The organism is [Bacillus] caldolyticus, from assembly GCF_003595605.1.
GTDB lineage: Bacteria > Bacillota > Bacilli > Bacillales > Anoxybacillaceae > Geobacillus > Geobacillus thermoleovorans.
Genome location: NZ_CP025074.1, coordinates 586599 through 604377, shown reverse-complemented (window position 1 = coordinate 604377; position 17779 = coordinate 586599). Strand labels below are relative to the sequence as shown.

At 52.4% G+C, this 17779-nt stretch carries 14 protein-coding genes and 1 pseudogene; 11 read left to right on the top strand and 4 right to left on the bottom strand.

Annotated elements, in window-relative coordinates; all coding sequences use genetic code 11:
- Window positions 1–68 precede the first annotated feature (68 nt).
- Window positions 69–863, bottom strand: coding sequence for an adenosylmethionine decarboxylase (gene speD, locus CWI35_RS03195; RefSeq protein WP_044745791.1), 795 nt, complete (start codon window positions 861–863; stop codon window positions 69–71).
- A gap of 136 nt (window positions 864–999) precedes the next feature.
- A complete protein-coding gene (locus tag CWI35_RS03190) occupies window positions 1000–1839 on the bottom strand; it encodes an MBL fold metallo-hydrolase (protein WP_119877481.1) in 840 nt (279 codons plus the stop codon).
- A gap of 357 nt (window positions 1840–2196) precedes the next feature.
- Between CWI35_RS03190 and CWI35_RS03185 the strand changes: the two genes are divergently transcribed.
- The 5 genes from CWI35_RS03185 to CWI35_RS03160 all read left to right on the top strand — a co-directional run bounded on the left by CWI35_RS03185 (window position 2197) and on the right by CWI35_RS03160 (window position 5243).
- Window positions 2197–2454, top strand: coding sequence for a hypothetical protein (locus CWI35_RS03185; protein ID WP_015374580.1), 258 nt, complete (start codon window positions 2197–2199; stop codon window positions 2452–2454).
- Between the two features lie 490 nt (window positions 2455–2944).
- On the top strand, window positions 2945–3415 hold the full coding sequence (locus CWI35_RS03175) for a DUF2935 domain-containing protein (protein WP_011230900.1): 471 nt from the start codon (window positions 2945–2947) through the stop codon (window positions 3413–3415).
- A gap of 67 nt (window positions 3416–3482) precedes the next feature.
- Window positions 3483–3800 carry a YbjQ family protein gene (locus CWI35_RS03170; RefSeq protein WP_011230901.1) on the top strand — a complete coding sequence of 106 codons (318 nt, stop codon included), beginning with the start codon at window positions 3483–3485 and terminating at the stop codon, window positions 3798–3800.
- Window positions 3801–3993: 193 nt separating this feature from the next.
- On the top strand, window positions 3994–4302 hold the full coding sequence (locus CWI35_RS03165) for an ArsR/SmtB family transcription factor (protein WP_011230902.1): 309 nt from the start codon (window positions 3994–3996) through the stop codon (window positions 4300–4302).
- Between the two features lie 17 nt (window positions 4303–4319).
- Window positions 4320–5243, top strand: a complete 924-nt coding sequence (locus CWI35_RS03160) for a cation diffusion facilitator family transporter (RefSeq protein ID WP_053413581.1) — start codon at window positions 4320–4322, stop codon at window positions 5241–5243.
- 30 nt (window positions 5244–5273) lie between these two features.
- On the opposite strand, the gene CWI35_RS03155 is transcribed toward CWI35_RS03160, so the two are convergent.
- Window positions 5274–6170, bottom strand: a complete 897-nt coding sequence (locus CWI35_RS03155) for a LysR family transcriptional regulator (protein ID WP_011230904.1) — start codon at window positions 6168–6170, stop codon at window positions 5274–5276.
- A gap of 229 nt (window positions 6171–6399) precedes the next feature.
- On the opposite strand from CWI35_RS03155, the gene CWI35_RS03150 reads away from it, so the two are divergent.
- The 5 genes and pseudogenes from CWI35_RS03150 to CWI35_RS03130 form a co-directional block, all read left to right on the top strand.
- Window positions 6400–8229, top strand: a complete 1830-nt coding sequence (locus tag CWI35_RS03150) for an assimilatory sulfite reductase (NADPH) flavoprotein subunit (RefSeq protein ID WP_119877480.1) — start codon at window positions 6400–6402, stop codon at window positions 8227–8229.
- A 25-nt stretch (window positions 8230–8254) separates the two neighbouring features.
- Window positions 8255–9976, top strand: coding sequence for an assimilatory sulfite reductase (NADPH) hemoprotein subunit (gene cysI, locus CWI35_RS03145; protein WP_119877479.1), 1722 nt, complete (start codon window positions 8255–8257; stop codon window positions 9974–9976).
- A gap of 357 nt (window positions 9977–10333) precedes the next feature.
- Window positions 10334–11800: an alpha-ketoglutaric semialdehyde dehydrogenase GucD gene (gene gucD, locus CWI35_RS03140; RefSeq protein ID WP_119877478.1), complete on the top strand. Its 1467-nt coding sequence runs from the start codon at window positions 10334–10336 to the stop codon at window positions 11798–11800.
- Between the two features lie 133 nt (window positions 11801–11933).
- On the top strand, window positions 11934–12515 hold the full coding sequence (locus CWI35_RS03135) for a Uma2 family endonuclease (RefSeq protein ID WP_119877477.1): 582 nt from the start codon (window positions 11934–11936) through the stop codon (window positions 12513–12515).
- A 64-nt stretch (window positions 12516–12579) separates the two neighbouring features.
- Window positions 12580–12828 (top strand): annotated as a pseudogene (locus CWI35_RS03130) (sigma 54-interacting transcriptional regulator); the annotation flags it as partial.
- Between the two features lie 71 nt (window positions 12829–12899).
- On the opposite strand, the gene CWI35_RS03125 reads toward CWI35_RS03130, so the two are convergent.
- On the bottom strand, window positions 12900–13628 hold the full coding sequence (locus CWI35_RS03125; protein ID WP_119877476.1) for a coiled-coil domain-containing protein: 729 nt from the start codon (window positions 13626–13628) through the stop codon (window positions 12900–12902).
- A 169-nt stretch (window positions 13629–13797) separates the two neighbouring features.
- Between CWI35_RS03125 and CWI35_RS03120 the strand changes: the two genes are divergently transcribed.
- Window positions 13798–17535 (top strand): bifunctional RecB family nuclease/DEAD/DEAH box helicase, encoded by a 3738-nt coding sequence (locus tag CWI35_RS03120; RefSeq protein ID WP_119877475.1) that lies wholly within the window; start codon window positions 13798–13800, stop codon window positions 17533–17535.
- Window positions 17536–17779: the final 244 nt, after the last annotated feature.

Sequence of the window (17779 nt, the reverse complement as noted above, 5' to 3'; positions counted from 1 at the left end):
AGACGGCGCCAATCGGGAACCGGTGTGGGCCGGCCCGAAAGCCGGCAGGCGTCAAAAAGGCGCCCACGTCAAACGGTGTTCGGCATATTTTTTCCGTAAAAGATCTCATCCATTTCCCTTCTCAGCTTGGCGGTTGTTTCATTCGCTTCTTGTTCGCTCAAATCCTCTTTTGCATAGCCAAACAAGTAGTTGTCCAAGTCAAACTGTTTCAACTTGCATTTTGTGTGAAAAATATTCTCTTGGTAAATGTTTACGTCGATCATATCGTACTTTTCGCGAATGTGCTCCGGGATATAATCTTGAATCGACGTAATGTCATGGTCGATAAACAGCTTGTATCCGTGAATGTCGCGCGTAAATCCGCGCACGCGGTAGTCGATGATCATAATGTCGGCGTCAAATGAATGAATCAAATAGTCGAGCGCTTTGAGCGGCGAAATTTCCCCGCATGTGACGACATCAATATCGGCGCGGAACGTGCTGATTCCGTCATTCGGGTGATATTCTGGGTATGTATGGACGGTGATATGGCTTTTGTCAAGGGAAAGCACCACCGCCTCCGGCAAAGGGCCGTCATCTTCGGGCACCTCGACGACCGGCCCCTCGGAAACGAGCATCGTCACGCTCGCGCCCTGCGGAACGTAATCTTGTTTGGCGATGTTTAACACATGGGCGCCGATCATGTCGGCGACACGTTTTAAAATATTCGTCAGCCGTTCGGCATTGTACACGTCGTCAATGTATTCGATATACGCCTCCCGCTCCTTCGCCGTTTTCGTATAGCAAATATCGTACATATTGAAGCTGAGCGATTTCGTCAAGTTGTTGAACCCGTGCAGCTTGACGCGCGGTGTTTCGTTCATCGACGGGACCCATCCTTTCGTTTTTTCTTAATTTGTCCCGTTGCTGGCGAAGATAGTAATTTTTCATTTGAAATGGAAGAAAACGGAATATGGGCTTGCTCTAATGGTCTATGGCCATTTCCGGGAAGCGTCCGCTTCAGCTTGCCCGTTTCGCTTGATATTCTTGAATGACCGACCGGACAATGTGAAGGGAGTCCCACTCCTTCGCCGAAAAAAAGACGATCGGATATTTTTTCGGGAAAAGCGTTTCTTGAATTTGTTTCGGCGGCATGCCTTTTTCATATAAATCGATGATGTTGCCTTGAAGTTCAAGCAAGTAATCGAGTTTTCGCTGCAAGGCCTCGCGCCCGTTTGGGAGATAGCCGGCATGGGCGCAGAAGACGTCGCCGAAATCGTATGTCAACGTGCGTTGCAAGGAGGCGATGATCGCCGGGATGTTTTCCTCGCGCAAGATGACTTTCGTTTTCTCCTGACAGTACAAGTCGCCGCTGAACAATTGCCCCGTTTCGCGGTTCAAAAACGCCACATGATCGATGGAATGGCCTGGCGTCGGGATGACGTCCCACGTTGCGCTTCGTGAGGAAAACGTCGCGCCGATCGGTTTGGCGGTGAATGGCTCGCGCTTGCCCCAAAACACTTTTCGGTATAGCGGATAGTCCGCCTTTTGCTGGCAATAATGGATCATCGGTTCGTGCATGTAGATGGGCAGGCCCATCTTTCGCTGCAAAAATGCCGCGCAGCCGGTATGGTCTTCGTGATAGTGGGTGATGACGACTTGATCGATGTCTTGGTGTTGAAAAAACGAGGTGAATTCGTGCTCCATTGATTTGGCGCCGGTGTCAATCAGCACCCCATCGATGACAAAGCAGCGGACGGTGAGGCGGACGCCTTGAAACGTCGCCGTTCCTTTGGCGATATGCACGTTTTGAACCACTTCCGTTTCAAACCGTTTTTTGATCACTTTCTCGATCAGCATGGCGAACGGGCCTCCTTATTGGTGTGAGGATGTTGTTACCATTATACCACAACAGAATGAATGTTCATTCATTTGTTATTGGCGTTTCACACCCATCATGTGCTTGATGGGATGGAGAAAAGCGATGCTACAGTTAAGCTTACTTCAATCAAGCGTCTGTGAATATCCCCTCTTTTGGGGGATTGAACGTTTGATCAAAAGGAACGATTCGGAAATATGCAGGGGATGGTTTTGCGCAACTTGTATGATAAAATGATAGAAGATCGTATCGGAATGCGGATGCAATGGATGGACATTTGCGCCGACGCCTCTAATGGAGGACCGTCCATATTTCCGACAGGTGAGAAGGGGATGTTCATGAAAACCGTTATTCACGCTTTCGTCATTTCGATCATCGTTCATGTCGTGTATTTGGCATCCACCATCGGCATAGGGTATTGGAAAACGAAGCTTTACAAGCCCGATGTGGAGAATGCTTGGGAGAAAGCGGCCATGCTGCAAAATGAAGTGGTGTTTGGCCACACGGGGTCGCCGATTTTGTATTTGGTGTCGTTTGTTGGAGTGGCGGCGGTCGTTGCTTTGGTAATGCATGTGTACCAAATGGTTCGCGGCTGACAAAAGGAAAAAAGCCGGTCTCGACGGGGAACGAAACGTGTTGGGGCGGCTTTTCCGATTTTAGACGTTAATAGCCGTCCATCCGGCATCAGCTACAATGACCGTGCCAATGACGAGGATTTCACTACTCTATGGGAATAACGAAGAAAAAGGAGAACAAGGGGATGGCCGTTCTCCTTTTTCATGACGCAGATAGTGGAGATCAGTATTCATCTCTGTGAACATTATGGAGCAGGATCATATCCCACCACCGTCCATATTCCCGTCGCGTCTTGCCGGATCAGCCGTTTCAAATATACTCGCTTGATTGGAGTGTTGTGGGCGTCCACTTCCACGATGGCCTCCTTTGGATAACGGTTTTCTATGCATGTCGCTATGCCGATCTTCAAGGTAAAACAAGGACGAAGGCTGTGATCATTTCGATCATGGTGCATATCCGCGTTGTTTTGCCCATACACTGAAAGAAGAGGGGAAACAGGGAGGGAAGAGCGTGCAATTTTACTACGGCCCACACATGCCGCTGCGCGTTTTGGATGAGATTGAATTCTGGAAGCACCAAGAGGAAGAACATACGGTCGTCATTCGCGAGCTTGCGTCTGGATTGGAAGCGCCATATGTAGAAGCGTTGAAAAAATGGGAGGAGGCGCTTTCGGCTGCGCATCAGCACGCGGTCCGTTATATCGAATCGGTGGTTCGGGCCGGCCATTATGTTCCTGAACAACTGCATCAACAAGTGCTCCATTTTGTGTCGTACTGCCTAGAGCAGAGCCTTCAGTTCATCGAATTATGCCGGCAAATCAAAACCCGCAGCAAAGCCGTCAGCCAAAACCCGACCGCCAAGGTGGTGCTCGATCACATCATTCGCGAATCGGAGTATTTTGTCGGCATCGCGCAGTTGTTGCTGTACGGTACTCATTCGGCATTGGCTGCACTGCGGACAGATTCATCGGCGACGTCATAGATGCAATGTAGTATAATGGAATTGGGTGCTTCCACCTATTATGATGAGCCACGAGGGGGACATAGCTGTGATTGTCACGACCACCAATACCATTGAGGGAAAAGAAATTGAAGAGTATTTGGGCATCGTAGCGGGAGAGGTCATTTTGGGCGCCAATGTCGTCCGTGATTTTCTCGCCAGCATCACCGACATCATCGGCGGGCGGAGCGGAACGTATGAAAGCAAGCTGGCCGAAGGGCGGGAGATGGCGATCAAGGAGATGGTCAATAAGGCGAGAAGCCTTGGCGCCAACGCCGTCATCGGGGTGGATCTCGATTTTGAAACGCTGCGCGACGGCATGATGATGTGCATTGCGACGGGGACGGCGGTGCGGCTGAAATCGTAATGGGAAAGCAGCGGGTCTATCGGCCCCTGCTTTTTTTTGCTTTGTCGGCTGCCGTTGTGGGGGTGTCAGTGCATCGGCTGTTGATGCTGATGGGGTTTTGCAGCTTGAAATAGGATTGACAGAAGAAAAAAAAGCGGTTTATGATTCGCATATATGAACAAATGCTCATATATTAAAATGTGAGGGAACAGCCATGAACGCAGAGGATCATTCGTTTTTAGATGAAAGTGTGATTGAGGAAGTGTCACGGATCTTTAAAGCCCTAGCGGATCCGACTCGGATGAAGATGTTGTATTTGTTGTCGCAGGAAGAATGCCATGTAGGCCATATTGCGGAAGTGCTCGGCATGTCGCAATCGGCGGTTTCCCATCAGTTGGCGCTGCTTCGGACGTTGCGGCTTGTGAAATATCGCCGTGAGGGGAAGATGTTGGTTTACTCATGTGATGACGAACATGTCATTTCGTTGCTAAAGCAGGCGATTGATCACGCACAACACCAATAAATAAGGAGAGAAGATGGATGCATCATCACGCGCACGGCCATTGTGATCACCATCACGGGCATCATCACGGCAGAGAAGGAAATCAAAAAGGGCTGGCGATTGCCCTCGGTGTAACGATCGGGATCATGGTGCTCGAGTTTGTCGGCGGGCTTGTGACGAACAGCCTTGCTCTTCTTTCGGATTCGGGGCATATGCTGAGTGATGCCATTTCGCTTCTGTTAAGCCTGGCGGCGGTTTGGCTGGCGGCGAAGCCCGCGTCGCCGAAGAGAACGTATGGATTTTACCGGTTCGAGATTTTAGCGGCGCTAGTAAATGGGGTCACGTTGGTGGTGATTGCCGCTTGGATTATTTGGGAAGCGGTCGGGAGGTTTGTGAATCCACCTGCTGTCGCGAGCGGGCCGATGATGGCGGTGGCCGCCGTCGGGTTGTTGGCAAATCTCGTGAGCGCTTGGGTGTTAATGCGCAAAGGGGATGTCAAAGAGAACGTCAATGTCCGCAGTGCGTATTTGCACGTGCTCGGCGATGCGTTAGGCTCGGTCGGGGCGATGGCGGCAGGGCTTGTCATCTGGCTGTTCGATTGGTACGCGGCCGATCCGCTCATTTCCATCGCGGTGGCGGTTTTGATTCTAAAAGGAGCATTTGCCGTAGTCAAGCAGACAGTGCATATTTTAATGGAAGGAACGCCGGCGGCGATTGACCATGCGGAAGTGAAGGCGGCGCTCTCGGGCATTGATGGGGTGATCGATGTCCACGATTTGCATATTTGGACGATCACCTCGGGGCTTGATTCGTTAAGCTGCCATTTGCTCATTGAGGAAGGATGCGATGGACAGGCGGTTTTGCAGCGGGCGATTGATTTGGTCGAAACGCGCTTTCACATTCGCCATGCGACGATTCAAATTGAAATGCCGCACATCCGCCATGGGGAGATGGAAGTGTGAGGGCGGGTCATCCATGACCACGCCCTTCTGTTATTGGCTGACGCCAGTCCAATTGGTTTGCAAGGCTTCAAGGAAAATGCGCACGTTTTGTTTGTTTTCCATAATCGGTGCATAGATGTAGGAAAACATTCGGTAAAACGGTGGATGGTTCAGGCGAACGATGGACAGGTGGCCGTGCTCGATGTCGCGGGCGACGACGCTGCGCGACAGCAAGGACAGGGCGTTGCCGTTGATCAACGTTTCTTTAATGCCTTGGTTGCTGCTGATGATCATGAGCGATTTGACTTTCAGCCCGTTCGAGCGGATGAAATGGTTGAAATATTCCCTTGTTCCCGACCCGACTTCGCGCGCCACCCATGCTTCGTTTTGCAGCTCGGCGATCGTGACCTCCTCTTTTTGCGCCAGTTCGTGGCGGTTGGAGGCGACGATGACAAGCTCGTCCTGCATGAACGGATGAACGGACAGTTCTTTTTCGTTCGTTTGCCCTTCGATCAAGCCGATGTCGACTTGATATGATCTGACGAGTTCGACAATTTCTTTTGTGTTGCCGATCATGACCTCAAGCTCCAACTCTGGGTAACGTTTTTGGAAATCGGGCAAAAGCGGCGGCAAAATATACTCTCCAATTGTAAAGCTCGCCCCGATTTTCAATTTTCCTTTGACGGAATGATGGTGTTCCAAAATGTCTTGTTTCGTTTGTTCATAAAGCGCCACCATTTGTTTGGCGCGGTCGTATAGGAGCTCGCCGGTCGGCGTCATGCGCAGCCGCTTCGGGGAGCGGATGAACAGTTTCGTTTGAAACTCTTTTTCTAAATTTTTGATGTGCAAGCTGACGCTTGGCTGCGACAAATGGAGAATTTCCGCAGTTTTGGTGAAGTTTTTTACTTCAGCTAAGGTGATGAACGTTTTTAACTCTTCATAGTACATGTCCGCCTCTCCTCCGTCCCCATGATGACCGTACTATTAGAAATACTAATAGTTTTAATAATTTATATTTATTTTACTAATGTTTTGTTTTGCGGTAAAGTGTAAATATGATACCCTCATTAAAGTATACTTGGCTTATAGGAATAATGGAATTTGGCGTTCGTCCTGTCGTTGAGACCGAAACGGCGCCAATCGTTCCATTTTATTTTATATTGTGAGGTGGACACCGTTGCAGCTGCAAGTAACCAACAGTCCGTTTACCCAGGAGCAGATTGAGCTTTTGAATCGTTTGTTGCCAACGTTGACGCCGTCGCAAAAGCTTTGGCTGAGCGGGTATTTGGCTGCTGCCGAGGCGGCGGTCGCCGTTTTGGATGCCGAAGCGCCGGCGCTGTTTGCTGGAAGCAGCAAACCGGTTTCGAAAGAAGTGACGGTATTGTACGGCTCGCAAACCGGCAATGCGCAAAAGTTGGCTGAGAAAGCCGGCAAAGCGCTCAAAGAGCGTGGGTTTGAAGCGAAAGTGTTGTCCATGCTTGATTTTAAGCCGAACGAATTAAAGAAAGTGGAGACGCTGCTCATTGTTGTGAGCACGCATGGGGAAGGCGATCCGCCGGACAATGCGGTATCGTTTTACGAATTTCTCCACAGCAAACGGGCGCCGAAGCTGAATCATTTACGCTTTTCCGTCTTGGCGCTTGGCGATACGTCGTATGAACATTTTTGCCAGACGGGGAAAGATTTTGACAAGCGGCTCGAGGAGCTCGGGGGAGAGCGGTTTTATCCGCGCGTCGACTGTGACGTCGACTACGAGGAAGCGGCGGCGAAATGGCTTGATGGCGTGCTTGGCGAGTTAAGCAAAGAAGCGAATGCCCATGTTGGGGCCACGCCGCTTTTGTCCGCTGCGGCCACGGCGCCAAAAATGGAACCAGCTGTCGTCTATTCGCGGAAAAACCCGTTCCCGGCTGAGGTGCTGGAAAACATCAACTTAAACGGCCGCGGATCGAACAAAGAAACGCGCCATCTCGAATTGTCTCTTGAAGGATCGGGGTTGAAGTATGAGCCGGGCGATGCGCTTGGCATCTTCCCGAAAAACGATCCGGAGCTTGTCGATCTCATCATTCAAGAAATGAAATGGAACCCGGAAGAAACGGTGACGATCGACAAAGACGGGGAAGTGCGGTCGCTCAAAGAAGCGCTCACGTCCCATTTTGAAATCACTGTGTTGACCAAAGCGCTGTTGCAAAAGCTTGCGCCGCTGTCGAAAAACAGCGAGCTTCAAGCGCTCGTTGCCCCAGGCAATGAGGCGAAGCTGAAAGAATACGCCAAAGGCCGCGACTTATTGGATGCGTTCCGCGACTTCGGCCCATGGGATGCGGCGCCGCAACAAGTCATCTCGATTTTGCGCAAAATGCCGCCGCGCCTGTACTCGATCGCGAGCAGCTTAGCGGCCTATCCAGATGAAGTGCACTTGACGATCGGCGCGGTCCGTTATGAGTCGCACGGCCGCCTGCGCAAAGGGGTGTGCTCGACGTTCTGCGCCGAACGCGTCCAAATCGGCGATACGTTGCCGGTCTTTGTGCAGCCGAACCCGAATTTTAAGCTGCCAAAAGACCCATCGACGCCAATCATTATGATCGGTCCAGGCACTGGGGTTGCGCCGTTCCGCGCTTTTATGCAAGAGCGTGAGGCGACAGGAGCCAACGGAAAATCGTGGCTCTTTTTCGGCGACCAACATTTTATGACCGACTTCCTGTATCAAACGGAATGGCTCGCCTGGCTGAAAAGCGGTGTGCTGACCAAAATGGATGTCGCCTTCTCGCGCGATACAGAACGAAAAATATACGTCCAACACCGGATGCTCGAGCGAAGCAAAGAGCTGTTCGGCTGGCTCGAGGATGGCGCCGTCGTCTACGTATGCGGCGACAAACAACACATGGCGCGCGACGTCCATCAGACGTTGATCGAGATTATCGAAAAAGAAGGCGGAATGAGCCGTGAACAGGCGGAAGCGTATGTCACGGAGATGCAAAAGCAAAAACGATACCAACGCGACGTCTATTAATCTCAAAGAAGGAGTGGAATCGGAAATGGCGAAAGTCGAGTTAAAAGCGCCGGACGGACCGCCAAGCGATGTGGAGCGCATCAAGCAGGAAAGCCGTTACTTGCGCGGCACGCTCGCGGAAACGATGGAAGACCCGCTCAGCGCAGGAATTCCAGAGGATGACAACCGGTTGATGAAATTCCACGGCAGCTATTTGCAAGACGACCGCGACGTGCGCACCGAGCGGCAAAAACAAAAACTGGAGCCTGCATACCAGTTCATGGTTCGCGTCCGCACGCCGGGCGGGGTGGCGACGCCGGAGCAGTGGCTTGTCATGGATGAGCTCGCCCGCAAGTATGCGAACGGCACGTTGAAGCTGACGACGCGCCAAGCGTTCCAATTGCACGGCGTCTTAAAATGGAACATGAAAAAAACGATGCAAGCCATTCACAATGCGCTGATGACGACGCTTGCGGCGTGTGGCGACGTCAACCGAAACGTCATGTGCAACCCGAATCCGTACCAGTCGGAAGTGCACGCGGAAGTGTACGAATGGGCGAAGCTGATCAGCGACCATTTGCTGCCGCGGACGAGGGCGTATTACGAAATTTGGCTGGACGACGAGAAAGTGGCGGGGACGCCGGCGGTTGACGGCGAAGAAGAGCCGATTTACGGACCGACGTATTTGCCGCGGAAGTTTAAAATCGGCATCGCCGTTCCGCCGTCGAACGACGTCGATGTGTTCTCGCAAGACATCGGGTTCATCGCCATTGTCGAAGACGGCAAGCTTGCCGGGTTTAATGTCGCCATCGGTGGCGGCATGGGGATGACCCATGGGGACAAAACGACGTATCCGCAACTGGCGAAAGTGATCGGCTTCTGCAAGCCGGATCAAGTCGTGGAAGTGGCGGAGAAAATTATGACCGTTCAGCGCGACTACGGCAACCGCTCATCGCGCAAACACGCCCGCTTCAAATACACGATCGATCGGCTTGGGCTGGAAGCGGTGAAAGAAGAAATTGAGCGCCGCCTCGGCTGGAGGCTCGGCGAAGCGCGCCCGTACCATTTCGAGCATAGCGGCGACCGCTACGGCTGGGTCGAAGGCGTCAATGGGACATGGCATTTCACGCTCTTTGTCGAAGGCGGCCGCGTCAAAGACTACGACGATTACAAGCTGATGACCGGCCTGCGCGAAATCGCGAAAGTCCATACCGGCGATTTCCGGTTGACGCCAAACCAAAACTTGATCATCGCCAATGTCACGAGCGAGAAAAAGCCGGAAATCGAGGCGCTCATCGCCAAATACGGCTTGACCGACGGCCGCCGGTACACCGCCTTGCGCCGCAACGCGCTCGCCTGTGTCGCCTTGCCGACGTGCGGTTTGGCGATGGCGGAAGCGGAGCGGTACTTGCCGAAACTGCTCGATAAAATCGAGGAAATTATCGATGAAAACGGTTTGCGCGACGAAGAAATCACGATCCGCATGACGGGCTGTCCGAACGGCTGCGCCCGCCACGTGCTCGCGGAAATCGCCTTCGTCGGCAAAGCGGTCGGCAAATACAACATGTACCTTGGAGCCGCGTTCAACGGCACGCGCTTAGGCAAACTGTACCGCGAAAACATCGGCGAGGAGGAAATTTTGCGCGAACTGCGCATGCTCCTATCCCGCTATGCGAAAGAGCGGCTTGACGGTGAACACTTCGGCGACTTCGTCATCCGCGCCGGCATCGTCAAAGAAGTGACGGATGGGACGAATTTCCATGATTAAAGTGGTCAGGGTGAAATGGAAACCAGCCTCTCCTTGTTTAGGGGAGGTTGGTTTTTTGTTGCTTTCATGCAATGGCTTCGGTGTTTTGTTCATTGTAGCCGCATTCAATCTATATTAGGTTGTAATAAAGGATTTCCGATCTCCATGTCCTATCTTTATCACTTGAAAAGCTGGCACGGTGACAAAAAGAGCGAACAATGCTATGTAAAAAAGTTGCAACTTATATAATTCACAAAATATTTCAACTATATTATAGTAGTGTTATGAACTTGTATTTTTCAGATCATGACCAGGGGCAAACATTTTTTCCAAGATCGTATGCAGCGATCACGTGAATGGAAAGGGGGAGAAGATATTATGAAGATGGGAACAGAAAAACAAACATACTTGAATTACATCAATGGCGAATGGATTCATTCCTCCACTGGAAAAATCGAAGCCAGCCTTAACCCAGCCAACATCGATGATATCGTCGGCTACGTTCAAGAGTCCGGCGCGGAAGATGTGAACGCCGCGGTGGAGGCGGCGCGAAGGGCGCAGGCGGCATGGCGGAAGCTGTCCGGCCCGAAACGCGGAGAGTATTTGTTCCGCGCGGCTGACGTTCTTGAGAAACGGCTTGACGAGATCGCCGAAACGATGACAAGAGAAATGGGAAAAACGCTCCCGGAAGCAAAAGGGGAAGTGCAGCGGGGAGTCAATATTTTGCGCTACTATGCTGGGGAGGGGATGCGGTCCATCGGCGAGGTCATTCCATCCATGGACGGCGAAGCGTTGATGTTTACCACGCGCGTGCCTCTTGGCGTGGTTGGGGTCATCACGCCGTGGAACTTTCCAGTCGCGATTCCGATTTGGAAAATCGCACCCGCCATCGTCTATGGAAACACCGTTGTGTTTAAGCCGGCGCAAGAAACAGCTGTCACCGCCGCGAAAATCGTGGAGTGCTTTGATCAAGCGGGGCTGCCGGCCGGGGTTGTGAATTTGGTGACGGGCAAAGGATCGGTCATCGGCAATGCGATCGCCGAACACCCCCATATTCACGGCATCACCTTCACCGGCTCCAATGAAGTCGGCAAAACGATCGCCCAAAAAGCGGTGGCCCGAGGGGCGAAATACCAGCTGGAAATGGGCGGAAAGAATCCGGTGATCGTGCTCGAGGACGCTGACCTTGATCGCGCCGTCGAAGCGACGATTAGCGGAGGACTGCGTTCGACGGGGCAAAAATGTACGGCGACAAGCCGTGTCTTCGTTCAGAGTTCCATCTATGAATCGTTTAAAGAACAATTATTAGCGAAGATTAAACAGTTGAAAATTGGCGACGGACTGAAAGAAGGCGTCTGGATGGGCCCGTGCGCCAGCCGGAAGCAGTTGGAGACGATTCTTTCTTATATCGAAAAAGGGATCGAAGAAGGGGCGACATTGCTTTGCGGCGGCCGCCGCTTGGTCGATGGAGAGCTCGGAAACGGGTTTTATATAGAGCCGACGGTGTTTGAGAACGTATCCCCGAACATGACGATCGCTCGCGAGGAAATTTTCGGGCCGGTGCTCGCCTTAATTAAAGTGGACACGTTTGAAGAAGCGTTAGCCTTAGCCAATGACACACCGTTTGGCCTTAGCGCCTCGATTTTCACGCAAAATATCGGCAAGATGCTCGCGTTCATCCAAGACATCGAGGCCGGACTCGTCCGGATTAATGAAGAAAGCGCCGGCGTCGAACTGCAAGCGCCGTTTGGCGGGATGAAGCAGTCCAGCTCCCACTCGCGGGAACAAGGACGGGCGGCCATCGAGTTTTTCACGGCGATTAAAACGGTGTTTGTAAAAGGATAAGAAGTTGAGGAAAGTGCGCTGCCGTTTGGGCAGGGCGCTTTTTTAGCGTGAGGGAATTGGCAAAGGCGATTGTCGGCGAGCAAACGGTTTGCTTACATATAGAGGAAATAGCATGTGCGGGAGGGAGAGCGGCATGAGCCAATCAGGCGAGCAACGCCGGTATACGCTCGGCGAGTTCTTTTCTTTAGCTGGAGACGAGCGGATGGAGCTGTACGAAGGAACGATTGTGTTGATGTCCCCAGCTCCTTATGAGCATGAAGGGGTGGTCGCCAATTTGATTGCCGAGTTTCGCATGGCGTTAAAAGGAAGTCCTTGCCTTGTGTTCGGCAGCAACCTCCAAGTCGTTCTTTTGTTTGAAGATGAACAAAAAGGAACGAAAAATGTAACGGTGCTGCCCGACCTATCTATTATTGGTGATCGAACGAAACTGCGCCAAGGTCGGTGTTACGGCGCCCCCGACCTAGTGGTGGAAGTGTTGTCGCCAAGCACGGCCCGCAACGACCGGCTGCTTAAGCGTCATTATTATGAGAAAGCAGGAGTCCGCGAGTACTGGCTTGTCGATTATCAGCACCAGGTGATGGAAAAATATGTTTGGCAATCGGGGACGTTTCAGCTAGAAGACGTGTACGATGCAGCCAACGGAGCGGCTGCATCGACCATGTTTCCCGAGGTGCATTTTTCCGTGAAGGAGATTTTTGCGTTTTTGTCGTCGTAAAGAGCGGCACAGGCACATACAAAATAACAACAAGCATAACGGCCGACTCAAAGAAATGATCCGTATCGCGAAACGGGCAGCAGAGTCGGACTTGCCAGTGTTCATTATGGGGGAAAGCGGAGCCGGCAAGGAGCTGTTCGCCTAGGCGATTCATCAGGAAAGCCCGCGGGCTGACCGCCCATTCGTTCCTGTAAACTGTGCGGCCATTCCTGACGCTTTGCTGGAAAGCGAATTGTTCGGCTATGTGGAGGGATCGTTTACACATGCGAAAAAAGGAGGAAAAATCGGGCTGTTTGAACTGACGGACGGGGGAAATGGTTAAATAAGTTGAACAAGAGCGTAGCTAACGGACAGGCGGGCTTAGGCGGCCCGCCTGCTTTATCGTCATAAAATGACATTCTTAATTTTGTAGATTTCCCGTTCGTGTTCGATGACTTTGTTCGAGAGGAAGGTGATGTCAAGCTTGATGTTGTTCAGCTGTTCGGTGAATGATTGGGCATGGGAATCGACTTTTTTCTCTAAGGCGTCGAGTCTTTGGTGGATGGAAGAGACTTCACCGTGAAGTTTATGCACGTCCATCGCGAGGGCGTCGAGTGCAGCGTCGGTTTCATCCTGGCGGTGAAGAAGAGCAGACATCAGATCATACAGCTCTTTTTGGCCGGCTTTGATATGGGCTTGTTCTTCTTCTAACCGCTTTTGGCCTTCAAGGAGAGCTTGCTGGATCCGTCGGAATTCTTCCTGTTCTTTTCGCATTTCTTGCTGTTCTCTTCGGATCTCCTGCTGCTCTTTCCGCATTTCTTGCTGTTCTCTTCGGATCTCCTGCTGTTCTTTTCGCATTTCTTGTTGTTCTCTTCGGATCTCCTGCTGCTCTTTCCGTATTTCTTGTTGTTCTCTTCGGATCTCCTGCTGCTCTTTGCGCATTTCTTGCTGTTCTCTTCGGATCTCCTGCTGCTCTTTCCGTATTTCTTGTTGTTCTCTTCGGATCTCCTGCTGCTCTTTTCGCATTTCTTGTTGTTCCGCTTCCAGCCGTTTGTGGCTTTCGACGAGGAGATGCAACGTGTTTTCGATATGACCGAGCCGGTCGAACAGTTGCAAGAGGATCTCTTCGCTCATGTTGGCCCCTCTTTCATCTTAATTTCCTTCATTATAGCACATATGTTCTTGTTAGACAAGCAGGAATGGTGTATATAGGAAAGCGTACAAACATATGATACAATGGATAAACAAACTGACAAATCTCAGTGCGGGCATCGGCCAGTACGTTTTAGAAAGGGATCGATGTATGCTTTACGTTTCTCCTGCCAAAATCGCAAGCTATTTTTATCATGAGTGCGAGCGGAATTTTTATTTTCAGTCGTTGGCGAAAGAGCGGCGCGGCGAGCTCGATGTGCCGGAAGAGCTGTTTGAGCGGCCCGCGGTTCATGAGGGAGTGCTGCGCCGAGGAGTTGAGTGGGAAGAGGAAGTGATCACGACCCATTTGGCCGGCCAAGTGAAGATGGGAGAGCGAGAGCCTGGCGTGCCGATTTCCCACTGCTATTTGGATGGCGAGGAAACGATCCGCGAGTTGAAGCGGCCGAGCAAGCGATATTTGTATCAGCCGACATTGATCGCGCCGCCGCGCTTTTACGAACGGTACGGGTTGGATCGGGACGACATCCATTTTGCGGCGTGCCGCCCGGATTTGATTGAGTGCATACCGGGACAAAACGGCTTTGTGTTTCGCATCATCGACATCAAATCATCAGACGTGTTGAAGCTTTCCCACCGCGTGCAAACGGCGTTGTACGCCTTGATTTTGTCTTCCGTTTTAGAGGAGCACGGCATTAGGGGCAATGTGGATTGGCGCGAAGCGGGGGTATGGACGTACAAAACCGAGCAGCCGCAAGCAGCGGATATCAGCCAGTTGCTCCCGTATCTCGAACAGTTTTTGGCTGGCGAACTGACGGCGCTGGCCGAGAAGCAACCCGATGAGCTGTTTTGGCACTTAGATTACCGGTGTGAATGGTGTCCGTTTTATGACTATTGTTTCGACAAAGCACGGCAACAGAAGCACATTTCCCTCGTTCCGTACTTATCGAACTACACGTCCCGCTTCATCCGTGAGCGGCAGCTGCCTGAGACGATCGGTGAGTTTCGCCAATTTCTTGAACGTCAAGAAAACAGGCATGTGCTGAAACAAAACGCCGGGCTGGCGCGCCAACTTCGGCGGCTTGAAGCGCAGCTTGAGGCCATCATGCAAGAAAAAGTCGTTCCTTATGATCGGGCGGTGACGCATATGCCGATATGGGAAGACATCCGTCTTATTCTCACCGCGCAACGCGACCCGTTGACGGGCAAGATCGCGGCGGCATCGCTGTACCGTGTTGGTGGAACAGACGTGTTTGGAACGGGATCGGAAATGCATCATGTTATCGCCGGTTCGTTTGAGGAATGTGACGAGGTCGGCCGAAAGTTGGCCGATGCGCTGGACCGCCTGCTTCATACGGTGCACGATTACAACCGAGAGCGAGAGTGGCGGGCGCAAAAGTCCGTGCAGGCGTATGTCGTCGACAACTATGAATGGGACAATGTGCAACAGTTGCTTCAAGAGCTTTTGCTGGATCCGGGGTATAACGAAAAAGCCGTTCGGTTGCTGTCGTATTTTCATAGCAGCGTGTTAGCAAGCGCCAGCGATCATCCGTCCGAAATCGTTCCGCTTCCTGTCGTTGTCCTGACAACGGCCGTGAGCCAGCTGTTCGCCTTGCCGGCGCATGTCGCGTACCGTCTTGAAGACTTGTCGCGATATATTGCGGCCTACAATGATTCGCCGTTTCTGTACTCGGCGAGTGAGCGTTTTTCATTTCGTTTGACAAACGCCATGAAACTGGATGTGCTGCACGACGCCTGGCAAACGGGGGACGAGGAAAAACGAAAAGCGGTCGAGAAGGAGCTAAGCCGGCGTCTTTGGGCCGCAAGCAGCATTATCCAAGGCATCCGCGTCTGGGCTGAGAGCGTCCATCCTTCGCCGCTTATTGTCTGGCCGGAAAAATTTGCTTTTCCCGATCTGGCTGATTACCGTGATCCGCTTGTGTCCAAGCTGGCGTTTATGGCGCGCTACGAGGCGCTATTAAACTACTTGGAAATTCGCCGAAGCCGCCTGCTCCCGCTTTCGGAGCGGCTTGAGAACGGAGTGACGCTTCATGTCACGTACCTTGGCGGCGATCGGTTCCGATTGAACAACCGGCAGGCGCTTGAAGCGATCGATCAAAAGGCGAGCTGGATTTTGACGGAGTGCAATGAGGAAGGGGAAAAGGCGCAACAGGCGTTTCCAGATTATAAGTATTCCAGCGAATGGAAGCCGCCCCAATGGGCCAATTTGTACTTTACCCGCATTCGCGCCATCGAAGATGATGGCAAGACAGCTGAACTCGAGCTCGAGTTGCCCAAATGGATCGACCGGTTCCCGCTTGTGGAAGGAGAGGAGTATCGGCTGTCGATCCGGCATGCCGATTTTACCACCCGGCGCGTCTTGCAGGCGTTGCAACAGTTGGATCAGGAAAATCATCGCATCTTGGACTTGATTCGCGATCCGATTCGCTATCGGAAAACGTTTCGTCCCAACTGGGATGTAGAGGAGGTGAAGGCGCTCCTCCGCCAAAGCGGGCTGACGAAAAGCCAGCGCCAGGCGTTTCTTCAATTTCTTCGTCATACGTTGACACTCGTCTGGGGGCCGCCTGGCACCGGAAAAACGCACTTTATCGCCGCCGCTCTTCAGTTGCTTATGGCGATTTACGAACATCAGGGGCGGAGGCTTGCCATTCTCATCTCCGGCTTCACTCACGCGGCGATTGAAAACTGCCTGCGCAAAATTCAGGAGCTTGCGCCGCGGCGCAGCGTCCATATCGCGAAACTCGGCGAGATTCAGACGGAAAACGCCAAAGGAATCGCCGAGGTGGCGGACCGTGACCTTCTCGGATGGCTTGGCAGCGGCGGCCATCGGGTGCTTGGCGCCACGCTGTACGGCATTCAAAGGGCATACGAAAAAGGCTATATAGAAGGGTTTGACGTCGTCGTCCTTGATGAGGCGTCGCAAATCCGCGTGGCCGATTCACTGTTGGCGTTACGCCATGTCAAAAAAGCAGGCAGGCTGCTCATTGTCGGCGACCATTTCCAGCTGCCGCCGATCATTCAAGGGACGTATGCGGCCGGCGAAGGGGAGCCGCACTTGTTCGACTCGATTTTCCGCCTGTTGTTTGACGCCGATGTCGAGAAGCGGTATACCCGCCAATTGACGGACAATTTCCGTATGAATGAGGCGCTTTGCCGCTACCCGGCCGATCGGATTTATGGACGTGACTATACAGCGTTCAACCGCCAAATTGCCGAGCAAACATTGGCGCTCGTCGACGCTCCAACTGCCGATGAATGGGTGGAAGCGGCGATCGACCCCGATTATCCGCTTGTTGTTTGCGTTTATGATGGTGCGCACGGCACGCAAGAAAATGAGGCCGAAGCGCGCTGGGTGGCCAACATAACGAGGGTGCTTCGGGAACGGCTCCTTGATGGTGATGGAAAACGGTATGATGACACGCCGGATGGCGATCAAGCGTTTTGGCGCCACGGGCTGTTTATCATCTCGCCACATCGGGCGCAAATCCGCGCCATTCGCCGTGAGCTTGAACGCCAAGAATTGCGCCCGCCGTTTTTCGTCGATACGGTTGATAAAATGCAAGGGCAAGAGGCGGATGCGGCGATCATTAGCTACGGCGTCGCCGACCCTGAACTGGCTGTGATGGAAGGGGAGTTCATCTACAGTTTGAACCGCCTCAACGTTTCGCTTACACGGGCGCGGAAAAAGACGATCCTCTTCCTCTCGCGCCAACTCATGTCGCCGTCGCTTCAGGTGATCGGCAACGAGGAATACCGTGAAGGAGTGAATTTTATGCTCGGGCTCGAGCACTACGCTTCACGGCGTGGGGAAGCGCAAACGTTTATGGTCGACGGTGTTGCGCTACAAATGTACCGAGTCCGTCATCCTTAACATAGAAAAGATGAGTTTTCGATGAAACGGCTGGGTTGAACAGGAAAAGAGGATGAATAAAGGCGCTTTTCAACTTGGGAAATTCTTTGGTGTCTCCGCGAATCACCCATTTTTCTATAAGAAAACCGCATAAGCAGTCGCCATCCGCCATGCCGCCTTCTCCATTTGTTGGCTCGTTTTGTTTCCATGCTGAGCGCAGCCGCGCACGGTTCGGAAGAGGGGGCATGGCGATTTTTTTGGGGAC

Bases quoted from the DNA above. Each gene is read 5' to 3' on its own strand.
- speD (WP_044745791.1), bottom strand. From the start codon at position 863: ATGAACGAAACACCGCGCGTCAAGCTGCACGGGTTCAACAACTTGACG.
- CWI35_RS03190 (WP_119877481.1), bottom strand. From the start codon at position 1,839: ATGCTGATCGAGAAAGTGATCAAAAAACGGTTTGAAACGGAAGTGGTT.
- CWI35_RS03185 (WP_015374580.1), top strand. From the start codon at position 2,197: ATGAAAACCGTTATTCACGCTTTCGTCATTTCGATCATCGTTCATGTC.
- CWI35_RS03165 (WP_011230902.1), top strand. From the start codon at position 3,994: ATGAACGCAGAGGATCATTCGTTTTTAGATGAAAGTGTGATTGAGGAA.
- CWI35_RS03160 (WP_053413581.1), top strand. From the start codon at position 4,320: ATGCATCATCACGCGCACGGCCATTGTGATCACCATCACGGGCATCAT.
- CWI35_RS03155 (WP_011230904.1), bottom strand. From the start codon at position 6,170: ATGTACTATGAAGAGTTAAAAACGTTCATCACCTTAGCTGAAGTAAAA.
- cysI (WP_119877479.1), top strand. From the start codon at position 8,255: ATGGCGAAAGTCGAGTTAAAAGCGCCGGACGGACCGCCAAGCGATGTG.
- gucD (WP_119877478.1), top strand. From the start codon at position 10,334: ATGAAGATGGGAACAGAAAAACAAACATACTTGAATTACATCAATGGC.
- CWI35_RS03135 (WP_119877477.1), top strand. From the start codon at position 11,934: ATGAGCCAATCAGGCGAGCAACGCCGGTATACGCTCGGCGAGTTCTTT.
- CWI35_RS03125 (WP_119877476.1), bottom strand. From the start codon at position 13,628: ATGAGCGAAGAGATCCTCTTGCAACTGTTCGACCGGCTCGGTCATATC.
- CWI35_RS03120 (WP_119877475.1), top strand. From the start codon at position 13,798: ATGCTTTACGTTTCTCCTGCCAAAATCGCAAGCTATTTTTATCATGAG.